Genomic DNA, 22931 nt, shown 5'->3' with positions numbered 1-22931 from the left:
TGACTCGTTGGAACATCAGGCGGCGAGCTTCGAGAGATCGGCCACGCGGTTCATCTGGAAGTGCAGGTTCTTGAGCAACGCGAGACGGTTGTGGCGCAACGCATCCTCCTCGGCCATCACCATCACGTCGTTGAAGAAGGCGTCGACCGCATCGCGCAGCTCGGCCAGCGCGGAAAGCGCCTGCGCGTACTCGCGTGCTTCGAAGTGCCGCTCGACCACCGGCGTCACCTTTTCGAGCGCGGCGTTAAGCGCTTTCTCGGCCGATTCCAGCAGCAGGTCCGGCGAAATCGTGCCGTCGGCCGGCGGGGCCGTCTTCTTCAGGATGTTGCCGATACGCTTGTTCGCGGCGGCGAGCGCTTCGGCTTGCGGCAGCGCCGAGAAGGCGCGCACGGCATCCAGACGCTCGATCAGATCGCCGAGATACTTCGGGTGATCGGCCAGCACCGCTTCGATTTCGTTGGCGGCATATCCCTGCTCTCGCAGGTAGCCGCGCAGTCGGTCGAGCACGAACTGGTAGACGTCGTTCAGGTAAGCGGAATCGGCCACGCCCGTGGTGAACTGCTTGTACGTGACGTTCAGCAGTTCCGGCAGAATCACCGGCAAACGCTTCTCGATGAGCATGCGCACGATGCCCAGCGCGTGACGGCGCAGCGCGAACGGGTCTTTCTCTCCCGTCGGTTGCAGGCCGATGCCCCAGATGCCGACCAGCGTTTCGAGCTTGTCGGCCAGTGCCACCACTGTGCCGGTGGTGCTGGCGGGCAGGGCGTCGCCGGCGAAACGCGGCTGATAGTGTTCCGAGCAGGCCAGCGCGACGTCGGCAGCTTCGCCATCATGACGTGCGTAGTACGTGCCCATCGTGCCTTGCAATTCGGGGAACTCGCCGACCATGTCGGTCAGCAGGTCGGCTTTGGCCAGCAGTGCGCCGCGCTCGGCGAGTTTCACGCCATCCTGATCCGTACCGATCATGTGCGCGATCGCACCGGCGAGCTTTACCAGACGCTGTGTGCGCTCGAACTGCGAGCCCAGCTTGTTGTGATACACGACGTTCGCGAGCAGCGGCACGCGATCGGCCAGCGGCTTCTTCTTGTCCTGCTCGAAGAAGAACTTCGCATCGGCCAGACGCGGACGCACCACGCGCTCGTTACCCGTCACGATCTGCCCGGGGTTGCCCGTCTCGATGTTGGAGACGATCAGGAAGCGGTTCGTCAGACGGCCGCCGTCGGCCAGCGGCTTGTCGGTGAGCGCGAAGTACTTCTGGTTCGTCTGCATCGTGAGAATCAGACATTCCTGCGGCACCGCCAGGAATTCCTTCTCGAAATGGCAGGCGTAGATCGCGGGCCATTCGACGAGTGCGGTCACTTCGTCGAGCAGCGCGTCCGGCATCACCACGTGGTCGTTACCGGCGGCGGCGAGCAATTGCGTGCGGATGGCGTCGCGACGCCCAGTGAAGCTCGCCACGACCTTGCCTTCGGCCTCGAGCGTGGCGGCGTAGGCGTCGGCATTGGCGACGGTGACCTCACCCTTCGACAGGAAGCGGTGTCCCTGCGTCTTATTGCCCGACGCGAGACCGATGGCCGTTGCGGGCACAAGCGTGTCGCCGTGCAGTGCAATCAGGCCGTGCACCGGACGCACGAACTGCACCGTCTCGCCGTCCGGACGCTGATAGCTCATGACCTTCGGAATCGGCAGCTTGCCGAGCGTTTCGTCGAGCGAAGCTTGCAGCGCGTCGGCCAATTGGGCACCGGCAGCGGTGTAGGTGTGGAAGAAGGCTTCGGCCTTGCCATCCATTGCGCGCTCCAGGCTCGCGACCGGCAGGTCGGCGAAGCCCATCGCTGCAAGTTTCTTCGCGAGCGGCGGGGTGGGATTGCCGTTGGCGTCGAGTGCGACGGACACCGGCAGCACCTTGGCGCGGATGGTGGCATCCGGGGCGCGTTCGAGCACGTTCGTGATCGAGACGGCCAGACGGCGCGGCGTGGCGAACGGCGTGACGACGCTGGCGTGCGTGGTGAGCCCGCGCGTGCGCAGGCCGTTGGCGATGCCGTCGGCAAACGCGTCGCCCAGACGCGCCAGCGCCTTCGGCGGCAATTCTTCGGTCAGCAGTTCGACCAGCAGGGTGCGTTGTGCGGTGCTCATCATGCGGCTTGCGTTTGAATTTTAGCGGCGGGGGCGTTCAGCATCGGGAAGCCGAGCTTTTCGCGCGAAGCGTAGTAGGCCTGTGCGATCAGGCGCGACAGCGCGCGGATACGGCCAATATACGCCGCGCGCTCGGTCACCGAGATGGCGCCGCGCGCGTCGAGCAGGTTGAAGGTGTGTGCCGCCTTGAGAATCATCTCGTAGGCGGGCAGCGCCAGTTCGGCCTCGATCAGACGCTTGGCTTCGCTCTCATAATTGTCGAAGAAGCTGAACAGCATCGGCTGGTTCGAATGCTCGAAGTTGTACGTCGACTGTTCCACTTCGTTCTGATGGAACACATCGCCGTAGGTCAGACGGCGCTTGACCGGGCCGTCGGCCGTTTGCTCTTCCCACTCGGTCCACACGAGGTCGTAGACGTTCTCGACCTGTTGCAGATACATCGCCAGACGCTCGATGCCGTACGTGATCTCGCCGAGCACCGGCTTGCAGTCGAGGCCGCCGACTTGCTGGAAGTAGGTGAACTGCGTGACTTCCATGCCGTTCAACCACACTTCCCAGCCCAGACCCCAGGCGCCGAGCGTGGGGTTTTCCCAGTCGTCTTCGACGAAGCGAACGTCGTTTTTCGTCAGATCGAGCCCGAGCGCGCGCAGCGAGCCCAGATACAGGTCGAGGATGTTTTCCGGGGCGGGCTTAAGCACCACCTGATACTGGTAGTAGTGCTGCATGCGGTTCGGGTTCTCACCGTAACGGCCATCCTTGGGACGGCGCGACGGCTGCACATAGGCAGCGCGCCACGGCTCCGGACCGATCGCGCGCAGGAACGTGGCAGTGTGCGAGGTACCGGCGCCGACCTCCATGTCGTAAGGCTGGAGCAATGCACAGCCTTGCTTGTCCCAGTAATCCTGCAACGTCAGGATGACTTGTTGAAAGGTAAGCATGATGAATTCGCGCGGACGAACAGGAAAAAATGCGGATTTTGCGCAGTCTTTCGGCCCGGCCGCGAGCGCGGCCAAAAGACTAAAACGTTGAATTTTAGCGGGAATTCGACCCGAACGGGGCGCCGATGGCCCCGGGGCGGCACGACAGGGGGATTTTCACGTCCCCCTGTGTCGTTTTGACGATGCGACGCCGACTGTTTTGCCGCTTAGCGCGAGCGGCGCGTCATGACCAGACCGAGGCCCAGCGCGACGAGTGCGAGCACCAGTGCAGGCGCATTACCGAAGCGCACGTATGGCGTGAGGCCGGTGAACGGCTGGACGCTGCCTGTGAGCGCGCCGACCGTCATGGCGGGCAGACGCCCCTGCACATGGCCGTGCGCATCGATGATCGCCGTCGCGCCCGTGTTCGTCGCACGCAGCATCGGGCGTCCCGTCTCAAGCGTGCGCATGCGGGCGATCTGCAAGTGCTGATCGAGCGCGATGGTGTCGCCAAACCACGCGAGGTTGGTCGAGTTCACGAGCACCGTGGCCGGTTCCGGCATATTGCGCAACGCCTGCGCGATTTCCTCGCCGAACAGATCCTCGTAGCAGATGTTCATCGCGATACGCTGGTCGCGCACCGGGAAGCCGCTCGGCGTGGCGCTGCCGCGCAGGAAATCGCCCAACGGGATGTGCATCATGTCGACGAACCAGCGAAAGCCCCACGGCACGAACTCGCCGAAAGGCACGAGATGGTGTTTGTCGTAGCGATAGAGCGTCTGGTCGCGCGGCGTCACGCCGAAAAGGCTGTTGGTGAGGTCGGTAGGGCCGCGATCCGTGATCGTCGCGCCGACCGCGCCCAGCACCACGTGCGAGCCGGTGCGGTCCGCAAACTCGCGGATCGGTACAGCGACGTCAGGCGCAATGCCTTGCAGCAACACCGGGAACGCTGTCTCCGGCGTCACGATGAGATCGGCCGGCGCGGCCACGATCATGTCGCGATAGAGCGCCATGGCGCGGTCGATGCCCGCGCGCTCGAACTTCATGTCCTGCGGGATATTGCCTTGCAGCAGCCGTACGGTGAGCGGCTGCCCCGAGGGCGTCGTCCAGGCGTGACGGGACAGACCGATACCCACGCCCAGCAGCACCAGTACACCGACTACGGCGGCCAGCCGTCGTGCGGCACCCGTCGTCGCAACGACGGGCAACACGGCGCGGGCGAGCCAGGCGGCGGCAAGCGCGGCGAGACCGGTGATGCCGTACACGCCGAGCAGCGGGGCGAAGCCCGCGAGCGGGCCGTCGACATGGGCGTAGCCGGGCGAGAGCCAGGGGAACCCGGTGAAGACGATGCCGCGCAGCCATTCGGCGAGCGTCCAGGCCCCGGCGAAGGCCAGCACGCGCCACGGGCCGGTGGGCGGCACGGCGCGCGTGGCGAACGCGGCCAGCGCCGGATAGATCGCCAGATAGATCGAGAACAGGACGACTGCCGCCCCGGCCATCACAGCGGGCATGCCGCCATAGGTGTGCATGCTGATGTAGAGCCACCAGATGCCGCAGACGAACGAGGTGAGGCCGAAACTGCCGCCCAGCCAGAGGGCGTTGCGTCGCGAGGCGCTGCGCTCGACGAGCGCGAACAGCCCCGCCATCGCGAGCAATTGCAGCCACCACAGGTCGCGTGGCGCGAAGGCCAGCGTTTGTGCGATACCGGCCAGACCGGCGAGCGCACGGGCACGCCAGGCCGGCCACGAGCGCCGCTCGGGCGCGTGGACGGTCATTTCCTGCATGGATCGATGAGTGAGTTACTCGGGCTGAACGACGGGTGCCGGCTCCACGCGCCGCAACAGCAGCATGTGGACCTGACGGCCGTCGGCGCGCAGCACTTCGAACACGAGATTGCCGATGCGCAGACGTTCGCCACGGCGCGGCACACGGCCGAACTGGTGCGTGATCATACCGCCGATCGTGTCGTTCTCGTCATCGTGAAACTGTGTGCCGAAGGCTTCGTTGAATTGCTCGATTTCCGTGAGCGCACGAATGCGATACGAGCCGTCGGGCGCGGCGATGATGTTGTCCTCTTCCTCGTCGAAGTCGTACTCGTCTTCGATGTCGCCGACGATCTGCTCGAGCACGTCTTCAATCGTGATGAGGCCGGCCACGCCGCCGTATTCGTCCACGACGATGGCGATGTGATTGCGATTGACGCGGAAGTCGTGCAGCAGCACGTTCAGACGCTTCGACTCCGGAATGAACACGGCCGGGCGCAGCATGTCGCGCACGTCGAAGTCGTGATTGGCGTAGTAACGCAGCAGATCCTTCGCGAGCAGAATGCCGATGATGTTGTCGCGATTGCCCTCGTAGACCGGATAGCGCGAGTGCGCCTGTTCCAGCACGAAGGGGACAAATTCTTCGGGAGTCTGTTCGATGTTGATGGCGTCCATCTGCGCGCGCGGCACCATGATGTCGCGCGCACATAGATCGGCCACCTGGAATACGCCCTCGATCATCGCCAGAGAATCGGCGTCCATCAGGTTACGGGCGTGAGCGTCTTGCAGAATTTCGAGCAACTCCGCGCGCGACTCCGGCTCCGGGGAAATCAGATCGGTGAGGCGTTCGAGCAGAGAGCGAGGTTTGTCGGTTTTCTTTGGACCGGGTCGACTGGGATAAGGGTCGTTCATGACGGCGCGTCCAAGTTGGGCGGACGCCGAGCTGTTACAGGAAGCTCAAGGATACACCAGATGTGCGGCGTTACCGCGTCAGGCGGGTGGCATTGCAACGCTTCGGGCGACACGCACAACGCCGTGCATATTTCAGGACATTCCAGCACATTGGATGCTGCATTCCGGTGCACCTACTTCGCCTCGCAGCGGCGCAGCACCGCCTCGAGCGCCGGGTCGGGCATGCCCGCTTCGCGCAGCGCCTTGACGGTACGGACAACGTAGTCGTGCGTGGTGCCGTAGCGTCCCTGCGCCCGATCGAACACCTGGCGGACGATGGCGTCGGGCAGACGGCCGGCGTAGCTTGCCGCTTCGCGTCGCATGACGAAGGCGAGGCCCGGCTTGGTGCGGCCGTCGGCCAACTGGCAATTCAGCCACATCGGACGATAGGAGCCCATCGCCATTTCCCGATACCAGAGCGTTTCGAATTCCGTGCGGACGTGCTTTGCGGCAAGACGCATCGCCACCCCGGCGCACGAGCCGCCGCGATCGAGCGCCAGCACAAGTCCCGGCTGCTCCGGCGTGCCGCGATTGACGCGCGACCACAGATACAGCCCCCGGTGATAGCCGTGCACGCGGGCGCGCAGGCATTCTTCGACGGGCATGCCGGGGTTCCAGATGAGCGAGCCGTAGGCGAAGATCCAGAGGTCTTCGCGCCCGTTCCAGCCGGTGAGCGCGGCGTCGAGCGATTCGCTCATTTCTTCCGGGCTCAGGTGGCGGGAGACGCCGAGATCCGGCGGGTACCGGTTGCATCCGGGGCCGCTCGACGTACTGGCCTGGAGAGCTTCAGGCGCTTCAGGGTCGGTCGATCGCTCGGGGATGCGTTCCATACGTTCGGTCGGTCTCGGTTCAGGTGCGGCGCGCGGCGGACGTCTTGACCGCGTTGGCCGGTTTTGCGCGCTTTGTCGGTGCAGCCGAATCGGCAGGCGCTGCGGCTTGACGGCTTTTCGGCGCCATCACGGGTTTGGCCGCTGCGACGGCCGTCGGCGCCTTCTCGGATGCGTAGGGATCGGCGTAGCCCAGCCCGGCAAGAATCTCCGTCTCCAGGCCTTCCATCTCCTGCGCTTCGTCGTCTTCCTCGTGATCGTAGCCCTGCGCGTGGAGCACGCCGTGCACGATCAGGTGCGCGTAATGCGCTTCGAGTGCAATGCCTTGCTCGTTCGCTTCGCGCTCGACCACCGGGCAGCACAGCACGATATCGCCGCTCACCGGATCGCTTTCATCCTGTGCGTAGGCGAATGTCAGCACATTCGTGGCGTAATCCGTGCCGCGATAGCCGCGATTGAGCGTCTGGCCTTCGTCGGCGTCGACGAAGCGCAGCGTCAGCTCGGCGTCGGCCAGCAGCGCGGCCTGCACCCAGCGACGCACCGCGGTGCGCGTGAGCAGCGCCTTGTGCGACGCGAACGCCGGACCCGCGACGAACTGGCTCGTCAGCATGAGCGCATGGCGCACGGCCCGCTCGCTCATGCCTTGCCTCCGGCAGCACGCGGACCACGGGACGGGCGCTCACGCCCTTGCTCCGACGCAGGCAGGTCCAGCCCGGCTTCCAGATGCTGCGCATGCTCGTCGTACGCTTCGACGATGCGCGCGACCAGCGGGTGACGCACGACGTCGACGCTGGTGAAGCGCGTCATGGCAATACCACGCACGTTCTTCAGAATCACCTGCGCTTCCATCAGACCGCTCTTCTGGCCGCGCGGCAGGTCGACCTGCGTGGTGTCGCCAGTCACAACCGCCTTGCTGCCGAAGCCGATACGCGTGAGAAACATCTTCATCTGCTCGGGCGTGGTGTTCTGCGCCTCGTCCAGAATGATGAACGCATGGTTGAGCGTGCGGCCGCGCATGTAGGCGAGCGGCGCGATCTCGATCATCTGCTTCTCGAAGTACTTCTGCGTCTTGTCGAAGCCAAGCAGATCGTAGAGGGCGTCGTACAGCGGACGCAGATACGGATCGACCTTCTGCGCGAGATCGCCCGGCAGGAAGCCCAGACGCTCGCCCGCTTCCACCGCCGGACGCGTGAGCACGATGCGCTTGACGGCGTCGCGCTCGAGCGCGTCGACGGCGCACGCCACCGCCAGATACGTCTTGCCGGTACCGGCCGGGCCGATGCCGAACGTCACGTCGTGCGAGAGGATCTGCTTCAGATAGTCGCGCTGCGCGGGCGTGCGGCCGTGCAGGTCGCTGCGACGCGTGTGCAGCACCGGCGAGCCGTCTTCCGTCTCGCCCGCGGCAAACGGATTGTCGTCGCGGTGACGCACGGTCGGCGCGAGGCCCTGACGCGTCTCCACGAGACCCAACTGGATATCGTCGACGGACAGCGCTTCGGTGGCGCGGTTGTAGAAACTCTCGAGGGCTTGCGTGGCGACGGCGGCGCTTTTGCCGCGAATCGAGAAGCGATGGCCTCGGCGGCTGATCGAGACGTCGAGCGCCTGCTCGATCTGACGCAGGTTCTCGTCGAGCGGGCCGCAGAGATTGGCCAGACGGCGATTGTCGTCGCGCGGGGCGGTAAATTCTTGGACGGGTGCTTTCAAGATAATCCGGTCGGTTGCCTGTTCAGGTCGTTCGATGTTCGATGGCTTACCCATGACGGCGAAACGAGGAAACGGCGGGACGGGGGTGTCATCCGTTGTGCCCCCCGCCAGGTCGTGCCTGTTCGCTGCGTCGTTCAGTGCGTGGTGACCAGCTCGCCGCGCAACGAGTGCGGATAAGCGAAAGTGATCACAACGTCGGTCATCTGCCCGATCAGCGCTGCGCGCTGTGCTTCGGGGGCCGGGAAGTTGACCACGCGGTTGTTCTCGGTGCGGCCTTGCAGCTCGTTCGGGTCCTTGCGCGACACGCCTTCGACAAGAATACGCTGACGTGAGCCGACCATGCGCTGGCTGATGCGTGCGGCGTTCTCTTCGATCACGGCCTGCAAGTGTTGCAGACGGCGCAGCTTCACTTCGCGCGGCGTGTCGTCCTGCAAGTTCGCGGCTGGCGTGCCGGGGCGCGGGCTGTAGATGAACGAGAAGCTGGTGTCGTAGCCGATTTCGTGAATCATCGCCATGAGCTTGTCGAAGTCTTCTTCCGTCTCGCCGGGGAAGCCGACGATGAAGTCCGACGACATCGACATCTCGGGGCGCACCTGACGCAGGCGACGAATGATCGACTTGTACTCCAGCACCGTGTAGCCGCGCTTCATGGCCGACAGCACGCGGTCGGCGCCGTGTTGTACCGGCAAGTGCAGATGGCTCACCAGCTTTGGCACCTTGGCGTAGGTGTCGATCAGACGCTGCGTGAATTCCTTCGGATGGCTCGTGGTGTAACGAATGCGTTCGATGCCCGGCACTTCGGCCACATACTCGATGAGCAGCGCGAAGTCGGCGATCTCGCCGTCGGCCATCAGACCGCGATAGGCGTTCACGTTCTGGCCCAGCAGCGTGATTTCACGCACGCCTTGTTCGGCCAGTCCGGCGATTTCGGTGAGCACGTCTTCAAACGGACGCGAGACTTCGTCGCCGCGCGTGTACGGCACCACGCAGTAGCTGCAGTACTTCGAGCAGCCTTCCATGATCGAGACGAACGCCGTCGCACCCTCGACCTTGGCGGGCGGCAAGTGGTCGAACTTTTCGATCTCGGGGAAGGAAATGTCGACTTGCGAACGGCCGGTCGAGCGGCGCGCTTCGAGCATCTGCGGCAGGCGGTGCAGCGTTTGCGGGCCGAACACCACGTCCACGTACGGGGCGCGTTGCACGATGGCCGCGCCTTCCTGACTGGCGACGCAACCGCCGACACCGATCACCAGATCCGGCTTGATTTCCTTGAGGGCGCGCATGCGGCCCAGATCCGAGAACACTTTTTCCTGTGCCTTTTCGCGCACGGAGCAGGTGTTGAAGAGGATGACGTCGGCGTCTTCGGGGGTGTCGGTCTTCTCGAGACCTTCGGCCGCGCCGAGTACGTCCGCCATCTTGTCGGAGTCGTACTCGTTCATCTGACAGCCGAACGTCTTGATGTAAATCTTCTTTGCCATTGAGTGTGCGCCGTTCGCAGTGATTAACCTGGGGGCGTCCGTATTTGTCCGTTGCCGGATGTTTCAGGGGTTCAGAGGGCCAGTCTTCGGTCGTGCGAGAAATGTGACGACCCAAACGCAAAAGCCGGCATGGCCGACCTGTCCGGACCTCCGTAGCGGGGCCGGTGTGTGGTGCACGCATTATACCGCGTGCACCGGGGGGGAGCGTGGCGGTGCCGGGGGGATTACCGGTTGTCCTTCATCGCTGCGGCGAGCGCCCGGATGTTGTACTGGAACAACTGCAGGTAGGTCGTCGCTTCCGGGTTCTTCGATAAGGCGTCGGAGTACAGCTTGCCGTCCACGGTGACCTTCGCGTCGTGCGCAATGCGTTGCACCAGACGCGGATTGGAGATGTTCTCCATGAAGACGGCCTTGATACCCGTGCGGCGGATCACGCGGATCAGGTTGGCGACGTCCTTGGCGCTGGCTTCGCTTTCCGTCGACACGCCTTCCGGCGCGAGGAACTTGATGCCGAATCGCTGGCCGAGATAGCCGAAGGCGTCATGCGAGGTCAGCACCACGCGGCGCGCCGGCGCAATCGGAGCGAGTTGCTTGTTGGCCCAGACGATCAGGTCGTCGAGCGCGCCGCGATAGTTTCTGGCGCGGTCCGCATAGTAGTTCGCACCTGCCGGGTCGGCCTTCGAGAGGGCGGCGGCAATGTTGTCCGCCATCGTCTTCACGCGCTCGGGATCCTGAAACATGTGCGGATCGGTCACCGTCTTGCCGTCGTCGACCATCGTGCGGGCCTTGAGGCCCTTCGTGACCGTGACCAGCTCACCGGGGTAGTGGCTCGACTTCATCAGACGAGGCAACCAGCCTTCGAAACCCAGACCGTTCACGAAGAACAGCTTGGTGCCTGAGAGTTTGGCGACGTCCGCCGGGGTCGGCTCATAGGTGTGCGTGTCCTGATCGGGACCGACGAGCGTGATGACGTCGACGCGGTCGCCGCCGACGGCCTTCACGATGTCGGACAGAATGCTGAAGCTGGCACTGACGGGCAGGCGCGTGTCCTGCGCGTGCGCCGGGCTGGCGAAGGCGAGGACCAGCGCAAAAATCACGGCGAAAACCGCCAAGGGACCCGCGCCGAGCCACGAATTACCGCGCGACGCGTTGCTGCCCCCAAGACCCAATCCGAACATGTTTTCCTCTCTTAAAGCGCAGACGCCCTGGCCGTGCCGGCACCGCCAGGCGAAACTAGCAGCGCGCCGAGATAGGCGACGCCTGCCGTCAGAACGATGGCCGGCCCGGAGGGGCAAGCCAGATAGTACGAAAGCAGCAACCCGATCACGCTCGACGCGCTGGCGACCAGCCACGCGGTGAGCAGCATGCCGGGGAGCGTGCGCGAGACGAGCCGGGCGGTGGCCGCCGGCAGCATCATCAGTCCCACGGCCATGAGCGTGCCCATCGCCTGGAAACCGGAAACGAGGTTCATGACCGTCAGCACGGTAAAGCCCAGGTGGTAGCGCATCACGCTCTTGCCCTGACCCTGGCCGAGAAAAGTCGGATCCGCGCTGTCGAGCACCAGACCGCGATAGTGCCAGCCAAACCACAGCAGCGTGACGGTCGTGATGGCCGCCACGAGTATCAGCGACGGGTCGTCCACCGCCAGCACCGAGCCGAACAGCAGATTCATCAGATCGACGCTGTTGCCCCACTTCGACACGATGACCACACCGCCCGCGAGCGCCAGCAAATAGAAGCCCGCGAACGACGCGCCTTCATCCAGCCGTGTACGGCGGCTCGACAGACCGGCGAGCAATGCCACGAGCAGACCTGCGATCATGCCACCGCCCGCCATCCACGGCAGCGACAACCCACCGATCAGATAGCCGACCGCCGCGCCCGGCAGCACCGCATGCGACAGCGAATCGCCCATCAGGCTCATGCGGCGCAGCAGCAAAAATACACCCACGGGCGTGCAACCCAGCGACAGGGCCAGACTGCCGACCAGCGCGTGGCGCATGAAGTCGAATTCCGCGAACGGGCCAATGACGAGATCGAGCAGCGCGCTCACCGACGGCCTCCGGGGAAGGGGGCCGGCGCAGCCGTGATCGACGGCGGCGTCGCGGCAAACGCGGTATAGCCGCCTGCTGCGGACAGGCCCGGATGGACGCCACCGCCCGCGCCGTCTGTCGACGGGAACCCGCCCTGAAGGCAGGACGCCGGCGTGCCCGACGTCACCAGACGTCCGGCCATCACGGCCACGTGGGCGAAGCGTTCGAGCACCAACGGCAAATCGTGTAGCACGGTCACAACGGTGCGTCCCTCGTTGCGCCATTGATCCAGCAATGCCAGCAACAGTTCCGCCGACGGCACATCGATGCCGGTCAGCGGTTCGTCCAATAAAACAATCGGGGCGTCTTCGACGATCAGGCGCGCGAAGCGGGCGCGCTGCCATTGTCCGCCGGACAAGGCTTCCAGCGCTTGTGTGCGCTTGTCGGCGAGCCCCACGCGGGCGAGGGCGTCGAGGGCGCGGTCGAACTCGTCGCGGCCGAGACGACGGGCATCGCCCGTGCGACGCCACGTACCGGTCAGCACGTATTCTTCGACGCACATCGGAAAACGATGATCGGTCTCTGGGCGTTGCGACAGGTAGGCCACCGGGCCGTCGCTGACGATCTTGCCCGTCGTGGCCTTTTGCAGACCGGCAAGCGCGCGCAGCAAAGTGGTTTTGCCGCCGCCGTTGGGGCCGACGACTGCGGACAGCACGCCGGACGCGAAGGCGGCGCTCACGTCTTCCAGCGCGACGTTCGGTCCGAACCGGACCGAGAGATTCTGGCAACCGATCACGGGGCGACCCCTTTCAGCGCCCAGCAAACGAGCGCCCAAAGCGGGACGAGCACCAGCAGCGTGAGCGCCGTGCGTTCCCAGCCTGCGAGACGGTAGAGCCAAACGGAGAAACGAATCATGGACAGATGGGACGACGCCCGCACACAGTTTGCAACTGTGTAATAAATGCAACAAAGTTGCATTATTGCACGAATCGTTCCTGGCGCGGTGACGCCCTGCGCTCGGGCGCAAACGCGATGCGCCGGGGTGGGGTCACATCGCGTTACATATCCGCGCAGCAGATTTTGGCGAACGGGCGTAACATGGTTTTCAAGCGCGGTCGTCTGGCACGTTGTTCGCTTCATTCCAGAGATCGCCAATTTGCAAGGAGGAGGTGAGTCCGTCAAGACATCCGTCCGTAGTCGACTTTCCATCTGCGACACGCGTGCTCCAGGGCAGGCACGTCGTACGACCTTCGCGACTTCGCGCAGCCGCGACGCTTCGACAGGAAAGCCTCCCGTTCGCGCCCACGTCTTCGCTGTCGTAGACGTCGCTGCGCCGCCCACTTTTTTTCCCAAAAACATTGCACGAAACGAATCTCGTCGGTGTGTGTAATTCGACAAAATAAATAGGAATACTGAATAAATAAACGAACGTCTCAAACGTTTTTCGATGCAGGCAAACCCGAGTGCGCAATGCGTGGGTGGTGGCTCCAAAGGTCGCTCGAAATTCGACCTATCTCATACGACATGCGCATTGCGTAGAGTGTGTGCGTAACGCGCGGAAACCCTTGTGGCATGCAGGTTATCGAGAATGCTTAGCGCTGCGGCAAATATCTAGCGACAGTTTTTTTGTTTGTGCATATGATGAGTTAACGGTTGCAATTTTCACTGACAAGTTTAAAGTCAACCTAAACCGATTTTGAGTCGTTCATGTGAGGGAGGGGACAGTGCGGAAGGTTTCGCGTCAGTCGCTCCGGCATGCAGTGAGCCAGGTCGAAACCAACGTGCAGTCATCCGGGTCTTAAGCAACAGAGCGGGCATCGTATCGCGGTGTTTTCCGCGGTGTATTCCGATGAGGCGGGGTGAGGCATATGGATATTTTCAGCCACTACACGACACGTTTCGAAGCACGCAGGGAAGAGGAGTACAGCATCCAGGAATATCTGGAGATTTGTAAGAAGGACTCGACTGCGTATGCGACGGCAGCCGAGCGGATGTTGCGCGCCATCGGTGAGCCGGAGCTTATCGATACGCATCACGACCCGCGACTCTCGCGGTTGTTCTCCAACAAGATCATCAAGATCTATCCGGCCTTCCGTGACTTCTACGGCATGGAAGATACGATCGAGCAAATCGTCTCGTTCTTCAAACACGCGGCGCAGGGCCTCGAAGAGCGCAAACAGATTCTGTATCTGCTCGGGCCTCCGGGCGGCGGCAAGTCGTCGCTGGCCGAGAAACTGAAGGTGTTGATGGAGGATGTCCCCATCTACTGCCTGAAGGGATCGCCGGTGCACGAGTCGCCTCTGGGCCTGTTCTCCTCAGAGGAAGACGGCAAAATTCTCGAAGAGGACTTCGGCATTCCGGTGCGGTATCTCAATACGATTCCGTCGCCGTGGGCCACCAAGCGTCTTAACGAATTCAACGGCGACATCACCAAGTTCCGTGTCGTGAAGGTGCGGCCGTCGGTGTTGCAGCAGATCGCGATTGCGAAGACCGAGCCGGGCGACGAAAACAACCAGGACATCTCGTCGCTGGTCGGTAAGGTCGACATCCGTAAGCTCGAAGAATTTCCGCAGGACGATCCGGACGCTTACTCATACTCCGGCGGTCTGTGCCTGGCCAACCGCGGCCTGCTCGAATTCGTCGAAATGTTCAAGGCGCCGATCAAGGTGCTCCACCCGCTGCTGACTGCCACGCAGGAGGGCAATTACAAGGGTACGGAAGGGTTCGGTGCAATTCCGTTCGACGGGATCGTGCTTGCTCACTCGAACGAAGCGGAGTGGCAGAGCTTCAAGGGCAACCGCAACAACGAAGCTTTCCTCGACCGTATCTATATCGTGAAGGTGCCGTACTGCCTGCGCGTGACCGACGAGGTGAAGATTTACGAGAAGCTCGTAAAGAACAGCTCGCTTGCGAACGCCCCGCGCGCGCCGAACGTGCTCAAGATGCTCGCCCAGTTCGCGGTGCTCACGCGTCTGAAAGAGCCCGAGAATTCCAACATCTTCTCCAAGGTTCGTGTCTACGACGGTGAGAACCTCAAGGACATCGACCCGAAGGCCAAGTCGTATCAGGAATACCGCGACTACGCCGGGGTGGACGAAGGGATGACGGGCATGTCCACGCGTTTCGCCTTCAAGGTGCTCTCGAAGGTCTTCAATTTCGACAACACGGAAGTCGCTGCGAACCCGGTGCACATGCTGTACGTGCTCGAACAACAGATCGAGCGCGAGCAGTATGCGGGCGAAGTGGAGAAGCGCTATCTCGCCTACATCAAGGAATATCTGACGGCACCGTTCGTCGAGTTCATCGGCAAGGAGATTCAGACCGCGTACCTGGAGTCGTACTCGGAGTACGGTCAGAACATCTTCGATCGCTACGTGAACTTTGCGGACCTGTGGATTCAGGATCAGGAGTATCGCGATCCGAACACCGGCGAAATTCTCGACCGCACCGCGCTCAACGACGAACTGGAGAAAGTCGAAAAGCCGGCCGGAATTACCAATCCGAAGGACTTCCGCAACGAGATCGTCAACTTCGTACTGCGGGCGCGCGCTAACAACGCAGGCAAGAATCCGCTCTGGACGAGTTACGAAAAGCTGCGCGCGGTGATCGAGAAACGCATGTTCTCGACGACCGAGGATCTGCTGCCGGTGATCTCGTTCAATGCGAAGTCGTCCAAGGAGGATCAGGAAAAGCACGCCAACTTCGTCAACCGGATGGTGGAAAAGGGCTATACCCCGAAGCAGGTTCGCCTGCTTGTGGAATGGTATCTGCGCGTGCGCAAATCCTCGTAGCAAACAATCGGGGCCACTATGTCAGCAATCATCGACAGACGGCAAAACGGCAAGAACAAAAGCGCCATCAATCAGCAGCGTTTCATCAAACGCTATCGCGATCAGATTCGTCGTGCGGTTGCGAAAGCGGTGTCTGGGCGCAAGATCACCGATATCGATGGCAGCGGACAGGTCTCGATCCCGGTCAAGGACATTTCGGAGCCGTTGTTTCACCACGGACCCGGCGGGCGGCGGGAGATGATTCATCCCGGCAACCGCGAGTTCGTGGTGGGCGACAACTTCGAGCGTCCGCCATCGGGCGCAGGGGGCGGCGGCAGCCGCGCCAGCGACTCGGGAGAGGGGGAGGACGATTTCGTCTTCAACCTCTCGCGAGAGGAGTTCCTGAAATTCTTCTTCGAGGACATGGCGCTGCCGGATCTCGCGAAACGTCGGCTTGCGCAGATTCCGGAGTTTCGCAAGGTGCGTGCGGGCTATTCCATCGACGGTACGCCGTCGAACCTCAACGTCATTCGCACGATGCGCAGCTCGCTGGGCCGACGCATCGCACTCACCGCGCCGTATCGCAAGCAGCTGCGTGAACTCGAAGCCGAGTACGCGGACATCGTCTCGCGCGAGGGGGATACGTCGCCCCGGGCCCTGGCGCTCGCGCACGAAATCACGCATCTCCGTACGCGCGTCGAGGCGATTCCTTACATCGAAAAACTCGATCTGCGGTATTCGAACCGGGTCATGCAGCCGCGCCCGCAAGCGCAGGCCGTCATGTTCTGTCTGATGGACGTCTCCGGCTCGATGGACCAGAGCCGCAAGGACCTCGCCAAGCGCTTCTTCATGCTGCTGTATCTCTTCTTGCGGCACAACTACGAGCGCATCGATCTCGTGCTCATCCGTCACCACACCACGGCGAAGGAAGTGAACGAGGACGATTTCTTCTACGCGCGCGAGTCGGGCGGGACGGTGGTGTCCAGCGCACTCAAGCTGATGAACGAGGTCATCGCGGACCGGTATTCGCCGAGTGACTGGAACATCTACGGTGCACAGGTCTCCGACGGCGATAACTGGGACGGCGACTCGCCCATCTGCCGCGACATCCTGATGCAGTCGATCATGCCGGCCGTGCAGTACTTCGCCTACGTGGAGGTGGCGAGCGCCGAGCCGCAGAACCTGTGGAACGAGTACCTGTCGGTCAAGCAGCAGCACTCGAACTTCGCGATGCAACGCATCATGGAGGCGGCCGAAATCTATCCGGTGCTGCACGACTTGTTCAAGAAGAAGGCGGCCTGAAAGCCGTCTCTTAGCGGTACCGCTACCGGTTCGAGCCGGTAACGTAACGAGGGCGCGTTATGGCGTATATATCCACCGGGTCGGAATGGACATTCGAACTGATTCAGCGATACGAGCACGAGATCGCGCGTATCGCCGCAGGCTTCAAGCTCGACACGTACCCGAATCAGATCGAGATCATTACCGCCGAGCAGATGCTCGATGCCTATGCGACCGTGGGCTTGCCCATCGGCTATCACCACTGGTCGTATGGCAAGCATTTCCTGTCGTCCGAGCGCGGCTACAAACGCGGACAGATGGGACTGGCGTACGAGATCGTCATCAATTCGAATCCCTGCATCGCGTATCTGATGGAGGAGAACAGCATGACCATGCAGGCGCTGACCATCGCGCATGCCAGCTACGGTCATAATTCGTTCTTCAAGGGTAATTACCTCTTTCGCACGTGGACCAGCGCCGACGCCATCGTCGATTACCTGCTGTTCGCGCGCAACTACATCACCGAGTGCGAACAGCGCTACGGCGAACAGTCCGTGGAGTTGCTCCTCGACTCGTGCCACGCCTTGATGAACTACGGCGTGGACCGGTACAAGCGACCGAAACGTCTGTCGCTCGCGCAGGAGCAGGCGCGGCAAAAGGAGCGCGAGAACTATCTGCAAATGCAGATCAACGATCTGTGGCGCACGCTGCCCAATCACGCGCTGCACGACGACGATGAAGACGACGGCCTCGATCCCACCGAATCGGACGAGCCGCCATTCCCCGGCGAACCTCAGGAAAACCTGCTGTATTTCTTCGAGAAGAATGCGCCGAAACTGGCGCCCTGGCAGCGGGAGATCGTGCGCATCGTGCGCAAGCTCGCGCAGTACTTCTATCCGCAGCGTCAGACGAAAGTCATGAACGAAGGCTGGGCGACGTTCTGGCATTACACGATCCTTCAGCAGCTCTACAAGGAAAAGCTCGTCAACGACGCCTTCATGATGGAGTTCCTGCACGCGCATACGAACGTCGTCTATCAGCCCTCGTTCGACAGCCCGTACTACAGCGGTCTGAATCCGTATGCGCTGGGCTTCGCGATGTTCCAGGACATCCGTCGCATGTGCGAAGAGCCGACCGAAGAGGACCGTCTGTGGGCGCCGGATATCGCGGGCTCCGACTGGCTGACGACGCTCGACTTCGCCATGCGCAACTTCAAGGACGAGAGCTTCATCCAGCAGTTCCTCTCGCCCAAGGTGATTCGCGATCTGAAGTTGTTCTCCGTGCTCGACGACGATCGTGACAGCCGCTTGCGCGTGACGGCTATCCACAACGATTCGGGCTATCGCGAGATTCGCGAGATGCTGGCGCAGCAGTACAACCTCAGTCAGCTCGAACCGAATATTCAGGTGGCGCACGTCGATCTGCACGGCGACCGGTCGCTGACGTTGCGGCACGTGCAAAGCGAACGCAAACCGCTCGACGACAGTTTCGAAGAGGTGCTCAAGCACGTGGCGCGTCTGTGGGGCTTTACCGTGCGGCTGGAGACGGTGTTCGAAGACGGCCGCAGCGAAATGACGCACGAGACGAAGGTCGAGAAGCGACGGCGCTACGCGCTGAGCGCCTGACGGGGGCGCGATGAAGATTCCGTTCGTCGCGCTCGATCACGTGGTGTTGCGGACCAGCGACGTGGCACGCTTGCAGCACTTCTACATCGAGGTGCTGGGCTGCACGCTGGAGAAGGTGCAGGATGACATCGGACTCGTACAGCTGCGTGCGGGCGACGCGTTGATCGACCTGGTCGACGTCGCTGGGAAGATCGGCCGGCAGGGCGGTGTCGCACCCGGTCCCGAAGGACACAATCTCGATCACTTTTGTCTGCGCGTCGAACCGTTCGATGTCGATGCCATTCGCAAAGGACTGGCGTCGCACGGCGTGACCCTGGGCGACGTGATGCAACGCTATGGTGCGCATGGGGAAGGGCCGTCCTGCTATCTCAGCGATCCGGACGGCAACACCGTGGAGCTCAAGGGACCCGCGACGTCGCCACCGGTCGGCGGGCACTGACGTCATTCGCGACGTCCGGCAGTCTTGCGCAGCGCCCGACGTCTCGCCACCCGTACCCGCATCACGCTGCCATCTGCCCCATCACGCTCTGATCCCGCCCCTTGTGTTTCGCCTGATAGAGCGCCTTGTCCGCCTGATCGAGCATCGCGCTGATCACGAGCGGTTCGCCCGGTTGCCATGAGGCAATGCCGACGCTGATCGTGATCGCCTCGCCGTCGTCGCGCGCCGCTTGCGGCAGCAGATCCGTACTCGCGCGCTTGACGGATTCGCGAATCCGGTCGGCCACGCGTAACGCGGCGTGCTGGTCGATCTCGGGCAAGACCACCGCAAATTCCTCGCCTCCCAGACGGACCGCAAAGTCGCTCGGCAGCCGGATGCAATGCTGGATGGTCGTGGCGATGCGTTGCAGGACGGCGTCGCCGAACGGGTGTCCGTAGCGGTCGTTGACCTGCTTGAAGAAATCGATGTCGATCAGCAGCACGGACAGCGGAATCGCGCGCTGTTGCACGCGTTCGGCGACAAGCCGGATGCGGTTGTCGAAATAGCGGCGGTTATAGATGTGGGTGAGCGGATCGATGAAAACCTTCTCGACCAGATCCGTATTGGTGAGCGCGAGCGATTGGTACTGCCGTGTGATTTCCCACACGAGGGCGAGCGTCGCGACACCCGGCGAGGCTAGTGCAAGCAGACGCGCCGCATACCACTGGTACGACGCTTCGCTCGGCGCCGTGAGCGAGAGCAGCAACTGGCACAGCGAGATCGAGACCACAACCCACACGAGCAGGAACAGCTTATGCGACAGGCGCGTGACGGCCGCGATACGCCACCACAGGGCGATGTAGGCGACGAAGAGCGCGGCGAGCGCAATCGTCTCGATGTCGACGCCGCCGGTCAGATGTGGCGTGACGAGTGTGTGTCCCGCGCCCACGATCGACAATGAAACCGTCACCCAGATGATGAGGACCGTCGCGCCGTAACGCGCCGCTTCGGAGTAGCCGGGGCGCGTGTGCGGATCCGTGCGCGTGCGCGAGAAACTGCGCACGCTGAGCATCACGTACGCGGCGAAGCTCGCTTCGGCGACGAGCCAGAGCCAGAAGGGCGCGCGAGTGACGTGTGCCGAGATGCCGGCAAGCTGATTCGCGAGCAACACGCCTTCGGTAAACATGAACAGTCCGCGCAGCAGAAACGCGCATCCGAACTGCGCAAAGTAGCGCTTGCCGTTGTAGAGATATTGAACGCCCAGCAGACACGCCGTCGACAGATTGAGAATGCCGCCTGCCGAGACGAGAAAGAAGGTCAGCAAAGGATTGACTGCACCTTCGAGTGCGCGCGCGAGGAATCCGGCAAGCGTGAGTGCGGCGCACGCGGCCAAAATGGTGGTCGCGGCGACGCGATTGCCCTGTTCGGTACGGCTGATGGTACTTTTCATAGTTGTTATTCGCCATTCAACGACCTCGTGCCCGCGCACGATCGCTTTCCTACCGTTCAATCACCGCGCCCGCAAACTGTCCCAAGGTCATTGCCTCGCGTTCCCGTTGCGTTTCCCCGATTTTGCGCTAAATGATTGAAAACTAAGATAAACCTCGGAGAATACACGAGTTTTTCCTGGTTGGCACTGGTTTCCGGAGCGGCCCGCTAATTTCCCTTCTGAGGCCAGATAACATGCGGATTACGGACGGTCGGCACGTCGCTCACAGCACCTGAATTCGCTCGTTTCGCGTCCCGGAAAATAAATCGCTGCGACACATCGATCCGCTATGCGAAACATCGGAATTGCAGATTTCGGGACGCCGTAAAACTGCATTTCCTTTGCAACTTTACGATTCGCCGCAACGCCAGTGATGGCGGTGGATTCGAGCGCACGCAATTAGTCTGGACTACGATTCATATGAGAAATGTGTCGTGTAATTGCATGTAAATACGCCGGATTCATGACCCAAAACGTGCTATGAGTTGGCATCGACGCACTATCTGTACTAGAATAAAAAAAGCCAATCGCTGCGGTTGGCCCATAGAAACAAAAGCGTTGCCGGTGTTCCTCGTTGCGCCGGCGTCCGTTACATCACGCAATGAGTCTGTGCAGTAAAACTTTCGCGCGCTTTCAATAAGCGTGTATCGAGAGGCCCAGGCGCCCACGGCGTCGAAAGCTCGTCTCTCATGTCGCATTTCGCGACGCCTCGTTCGTCACCGTTGTCTTTCACAGACCTTCGGACCGAACACACCACAATTCGCAAGGCAGCTAACAGTTGTCATGCTTGTTTGACCGCGTTGTCACGTGGGGCGATAGCTATTGCCGCGCGTGCAGCGCTGCCAACCCATTCAAAGGGAGCATGAACGTGGCGAAGCAGTATCGCATTCTCTATCTGGCCGGTTTCGGACTGCTCGGTGTTGCCGCCGCAGTCACTGGTCTGGTGTATTGGCTGGGCGTGGATTCGCTCGTCAAGTACCGGGGCGACCTGGTGTACTACACCCAGCAGCACCTCAAGCTCGTGGCGATCTCGATGACGTTGGCCATTCTGGTCGGCGTGCCTGCGGGTGTGCTGATCTCGCGTCCGATGTTCGCGAAACATGCCGAGCGCGCGGTGCAGATCTTCAATATCGGCAACACGCTGCCGTCGCTCGCCGTGCTGGCGTTGTCGATGGCGGTACTCGGCATCGGCGACCGCCCGGCCATTCTGGCGCTGTGGCTGGCTTCGCTGCTGCCCATCGTGCGCAACGCGTACGAAGGCCTTCGGCAGGTGCCGCCCGCATTGCGGGAGTCGGCGCGCGGCATGGGCATGACGCCGGCGCAAGTGCTGTTTCGCGTCGATCTGCCCAACGCTATGCCGGTCATCATCGGCGGCGTTCGCACCGCGCTCGCGATCAACGTCGGCACTGCGCCCCTCGCTTTCCTGATCGGCGCGGACAGTCTGGGACAACTGATCTTCCCCGGCATTTATCTGAACGACCAGACCAAGCTGCTGCTCGGCGCGGCCGGCACTGCGCTGCTCGCGCTGGTGCTCGACGGCATCGTCGCCTTCGCCAGCGGGCTCTGGTTCGCGCGACACGGCACGCCGGCGCGCTGAAACATAGGAGACCCCTACGTATGCAAGTTTCTTTTTCTCGTACGCTCGCGGCGCGCGCGCTTCGTCTTCTGAGCGTTGTTGCCGTCACGCTGGGCGTCATGGCGACGACCGCTACCGCGCAGGCCGCCACCCTCACCATCGGCGGCAAGAATTTCACCGAACAGCTGATTCTCTCGGAGATGACGGCGCAGTACCTGCGCAGCAAAGGGTATGACGTCGAACTGAAGAACGGGCTCGGCAGTGTCGTGATGCGTCAGGGCATGGAGAGCAATCAGCTCGACGTGGTCTGGGAGTACACCGGCACCTCGCTCATCGTCTACAACAAGGTCACCGAGAAGCTCGATCCGCAACAGACTTACGAGCGGGTCAGGGAACTCGACGGCAAGATCGGCCTCGTCTGGCTGAATCCGGCCGCGCTGAACAACACGTATGCGTTCGCCATGCCGGGCAAGATGGCGCGTGAAGAAGGCATCGAGACGGTATCGCAGCTCATCGAAAAGTTCCGTGCGAATCCGGACATGCAGTTCGCGTTCGACATGGAGTTCGTCGGTCGCTCGGACGGGCTTGAACCGATGGAGCAGCTCTACGATTTCCATCTTGCACGGCGCAACATCAAGCAAATGGACCCGGGCCTCGTCTACACCGCGTTGAAGAACGAACAGATCGACGCCGGTCTCGTCTACACCAGCGATGGCCGCAACAAGGGTTTCGATCTGAAGGTGCTGGCCGACGACAAGGGCTTCTTCCCGGCTTACGCGGCCACGCCCGTAGTGCGCAAGGAAGTGCTCGATGCGAACCCGAAGCTCGCCGATGAACTCAACGTGCTCAGCGCGAAGATCAACGACGAAAACATGCGCGACATGAACGCCAAGGTCGATATCGACCATCGTGCGGTGTCGCGTGTGGCGAGCGACTTCCTCAAGCAGGAAGGATTGGTGCAGTAAG

18 protein-coding genes and 1 pseudogene are annotated in these 22931 nt (G+C 62.3%); 6 read left to right on the top strand and 13 right to left on the bottom strand.

The features are described 5' to 3' along the window. Positions 1-15: 15 nt before the first annotated feature. The 12 genes and pseudogenes from glyS to MB84_RS31485 form a co-directional block, all read right to left on the bottom strand. The gene (gene glyS, locus MB84_RS21295) at positions 16-2136 is read right to left on the bottom strand and encodes a glycine--tRNA ligase subunit beta (protein ID WP_046289798.1); all 2121 of its coding nucleotides are present in this window, start codon (positions 2134-2136) and stop codon (positions 16-18) included. Next, a complete protein-coding gene (gene glyQ, locus MB84_RS21290) occupies positions 2133-3071 on the bottom strand; it encodes a glycine--tRNA ligase subunit alpha (protein WP_046293113.1) in 939 nt (312 codons plus the stop codon). Before glyQ ends, glyS begins: the two co-directional genes overlap by 4 nt. Before the next feature lie 206 nt (positions 3072-3277). Then, positions 3278-4825: an apolipoprotein N-acyltransferase gene (lnt, locus tag MB84_RS21285; RefSeq protein WP_046293112.1), complete on the bottom strand. Its 1548-nt coding sequence runs from the start codon at positions 4823-4825 to the stop codon at positions 3278-3280. Positions 4826-4849: 24 nt separating this feature from the next. Next, a complete protein-coding gene (locus tag MB84_RS21280; RefSeq protein WP_046289797.1) occupies positions 4850-5725 on the bottom strand; it encodes a CorC family transporter in 876 nt (291 codons plus the stop codon). 173 nt (positions 5726-5898) lie between these two features. Further along, on the bottom strand, positions 5899-6594 hold the full coding sequence (locus tag MB84_RS21275; protein ID WP_046289796.1) for a gamma-glutamylcyclotransferase: 696 nt from the start codon (positions 6592-6594) through the stop codon (positions 5899-5901). A 172-nt stretch (positions 6595-6766) separates the two neighbouring features. Then, a pseudogene (gene ybeY, locus MB84_RS21270) lies at positions 6767-7231 on the bottom strand (rRNA maturation RNase YbeY); the annotation flags it as partial. Further along, positions 7228-8295 carry a PhoH family protein gene (locus MB84_RS21265; RefSeq protein ID WP_046293110.1) on the bottom strand — a complete coding sequence of 356 codons (1068 nt, stop codon included), beginning with the start codon at positions 8293-8295 and terminating at the stop codon, positions 7228-7230. The gene MB84_RS21265 and the pseudogene ybeY, both read right to left, overlap by 4 nt. A gap of 134 nt (positions 8296-8429) precedes the next feature. After that, positions 8430-9773, bottom strand: a complete 1344-nt coding sequence (gene miaB / locus MB84_RS21260) for a tRNA (N6-isopentenyl adenosine(37)-C2)-methylthiotransferase MiaB (protein WP_046289795.1) — start codon at positions 9771-9773, stop codon at positions 8430-8432. A gap of 224 nt (positions 9774-9997) precedes the next feature. Further along, positions 9998-10951 carry a metal ABC transporter solute-binding protein, Zn/Mn family gene (locus tag MB84_RS21255; protein ID WP_052652651.1) on the bottom strand — a complete coding sequence of 318 codons (954 nt, stop codon included), beginning with the start codon at positions 10949-10951 and terminating at the stop codon, positions 9998-10000. 11 nt (positions 10952-10962) lie between these two features. Beyond that, on the bottom strand, positions 10963-11826 hold the full coding sequence (locus tag MB84_RS21250; protein WP_157122809.1) for a metal ABC transporter permease: 864 nt from the start codon (positions 11824-11826) through the stop codon (positions 10963-10965). Continuing rightward, a complete protein-coding gene (locus MB84_RS21245; RefSeq protein WP_052652648.1) occupies positions 11823-12602 on the bottom strand; it encodes a metal ABC transporter ATP-binding protein in 780 nt (259 codons plus the stop codon). The genes MB84_RS21250 and MB84_RS21245 overlap by 4 nt, the downstream gene beginning before the upstream one ends. Continuing rightward, positions 12599-12721 (bottom strand): hypothetical protein, encoded by a 123-nt coding sequence (locus MB84_RS31485; protein ID WP_281192310.1) that lies wholly within the window; start codon positions 12719-12721, stop codon positions 12599-12601. Before MB84_RS31485 ends, MB84_RS21245 begins: the two co-directional genes overlap by 4 nt. 953 nt (positions 12722-13674) lie before the next feature. On the opposite strand from MB84_RS31485, the gene MB84_RS21240 reads away from it, so the two are divergent. From MB84_RS21240 to MB84_RS21225, 4 genes are read left to right on the top strand one after another with little or no spacing between them, the layout of a single operon-like run. Next, positions 13675-15597 (top strand): PrkA family serine protein kinase, encoded by a 1923-nt coding sequence (locus tag MB84_RS21240; protein WP_046289794.1) that lies wholly within the window; start codon positions 13675-13677, stop codon positions 15595-15597. Between the two features lie 18 nt (positions 15598-15615). Further along, positions 15616-16878, top strand: a complete 1263-nt coding sequence (locus tag MB84_RS21235; RefSeq protein WP_046289793.1) for a YeaH/YhbH family protein — start codon at positions 15616-15618, stop codon at positions 16876-16878. Between the two features lie 59 nt (positions 16879-16937). After that, the gene (locus MB84_RS21230) at positions 16938-18482 is read left to right on the top strand and encodes a SpoVR family protein (RefSeq protein WP_046289792.1); all 1545 of its coding nucleotides are present in this window, start codon (positions 16938-16940) and stop codon (positions 18480-18482) included. 10 nt (positions 18483-18492) lie between these two features. Continuing rightward, positions 18493-18921, top strand: coding sequence for a VOC family protein (locus MB84_RS21225; protein ID WP_046289791.1), 429 nt, complete (start codon positions 18493-18495; stop codon positions 18919-18921). Between the two features lie 61 nt (positions 18922-18982). Here the strand turns inward: MB84_RS21225 and MB84_RS21220 are convergent, their stop codons facing one another. Continuing rightward, positions 18983-20350 (bottom strand): GGDEF domain-containing protein, encoded by a 1368-nt coding sequence (locus MB84_RS21220; protein ID WP_046289790.1) that lies wholly within the window; start codon positions 20348-20350, stop codon positions 18983-18985. Positions 20351-21251: 901 nt separating this feature from the next. Between MB84_RS21220 and MB84_RS21215 the strand changes: the two genes are divergently transcribed. Together MB84_RS21215 and MB84_RS21210 are read left to right on the top strand one after the other, a co-directional pair. Then, entirely contained in the window at positions 21252-21986 is a 735-nt protein-coding gene (locus MB84_RS21215) for an ABC transporter permease (protein ID WP_046289789.1), read from the top strand. A 20-nt stretch (positions 21987-22006) separates the two neighbouring features. After that, complete coding sequence (locus tag MB84_RS21210) at positions 22007-22930, top strand: glycine betaine ABC transporter substrate-binding protein (protein WP_046289788.1); 924 nt, start codon at positions 22007-22009, stop codon at positions 22928-22930. Position 22931: the final 1 nt, after the last annotated feature.

The sequence above is a fragment of the Pandoraea oxalativorans genome, from assembly GCF_000972785.3.
GTDB lineage: Bacteria > Pseudomonadota > Gammaproteobacteria > Burkholderiales > Burkholderiaceae > Pandoraea > Pandoraea oxalativorans.
This window is presented reverse-complemented; position numbering and strand designations above follow the sequence as displayed.

Bases quoted from the DNA above. Each gene is read 5' to 3' on its own strand.
- MB84_RS21230 (WP_046289792.1), top strand. From the start codon at position 16,938: ATGGCGTATATATCCACCGGGTCGGAATGGACATTCGAACTGATTCAG.
- MB84_RS21210 (WP_046289788.1), top strand. From the start codon at position 22,007: ATGCAAGTTTCTTTTTCTCGTACGCTCGCGGCGCGCGCGCTTCGTCTT.
- MB84_RS21235 (WP_046289793.1), top strand. From the start codon at position 15,616: ATGTCAGCAATCATCGACAGACGGCAAAACGGCAAGAACAAAAGCGCC.
- MB84_RS21225 (WP_046289791.1), top strand. From the start codon at position 18,493: ATGAAGATTCCGTTCGTCGCGCTCGATCACGTGGTGTTGCGGACCAGC.
- glyQ (WP_046293113.1), bottom strand. From the start codon at position 3,071: ATGCTTACCTTTCAACAAGTCATCCTGACGTTGCAGGATTACTGGGAC.
- miaB (WP_046289795.1), bottom strand. From the start codon at position 9,773: ATGGCAAAGAAGATTTACATCAAGACGTTCGGCTGTCAGATGAACGAG.
- MB84_RS21255 (WP_052652651.1), bottom strand. From the start codon at position 10,951: ATGTTCGGATTGGGTCTTGGGGGCAGCAACGCGTCGCGCGGTAATTCG.
- glyS (WP_046289798.1), bottom strand. From the start codon at position 2,136: ATGATGAGCACCGCACAACGCACCCTGCTGGTCGAACTGCTGACCGAA.
- MB84_RS21240 (WP_046289794.1), top strand. From the start codon at position 13,675: ATGGATATTTTCAGCCACTACACGACACGTTTCGAAGCACGCAGGGAA.
- MB84_RS31485 (WP_281192310.1), bottom strand. From the start codon at position 12,721: ATGATTCGTTTCTCCGTTTGGCTCTACCGTCTCGCAGGCTGGGAACGC.
- lnt (WP_046293112.1), bottom strand. From the start codon at position 4,825: ATGACCGTCCACGCGCCCGAGCGGCGCTCGTGGCCGGCCTGGCGTGCC.
- MB84_RS21280 (WP_046289797.1), bottom strand. From the start codon at position 5,725: ATGAACGACCCTTATCCCAGTCGACCCGGTCCAAAGAAAACCGACAAA.
- MB84_RS21220 (WP_046289790.1), bottom strand. From the start codon at position 20,350: ATGAAAAGTACCATCAGCCGTACCGAACAGGGCAATCGCGTCGCCGCG.
- MB84_RS21275 (WP_046289796.1), bottom strand. From the start codon at position 6,594: ATGGAACGCATCCCCGAGCGATCGACCGACCCTGAAGCGCCTGAAGCT.
- MB84_RS21215 (WP_046289789.1), top strand. From the start codon at position 21,252: ATGAACGTGGCGAAGCAGTATCGCATTCTCTATCTGGCCGGTTTCGGA.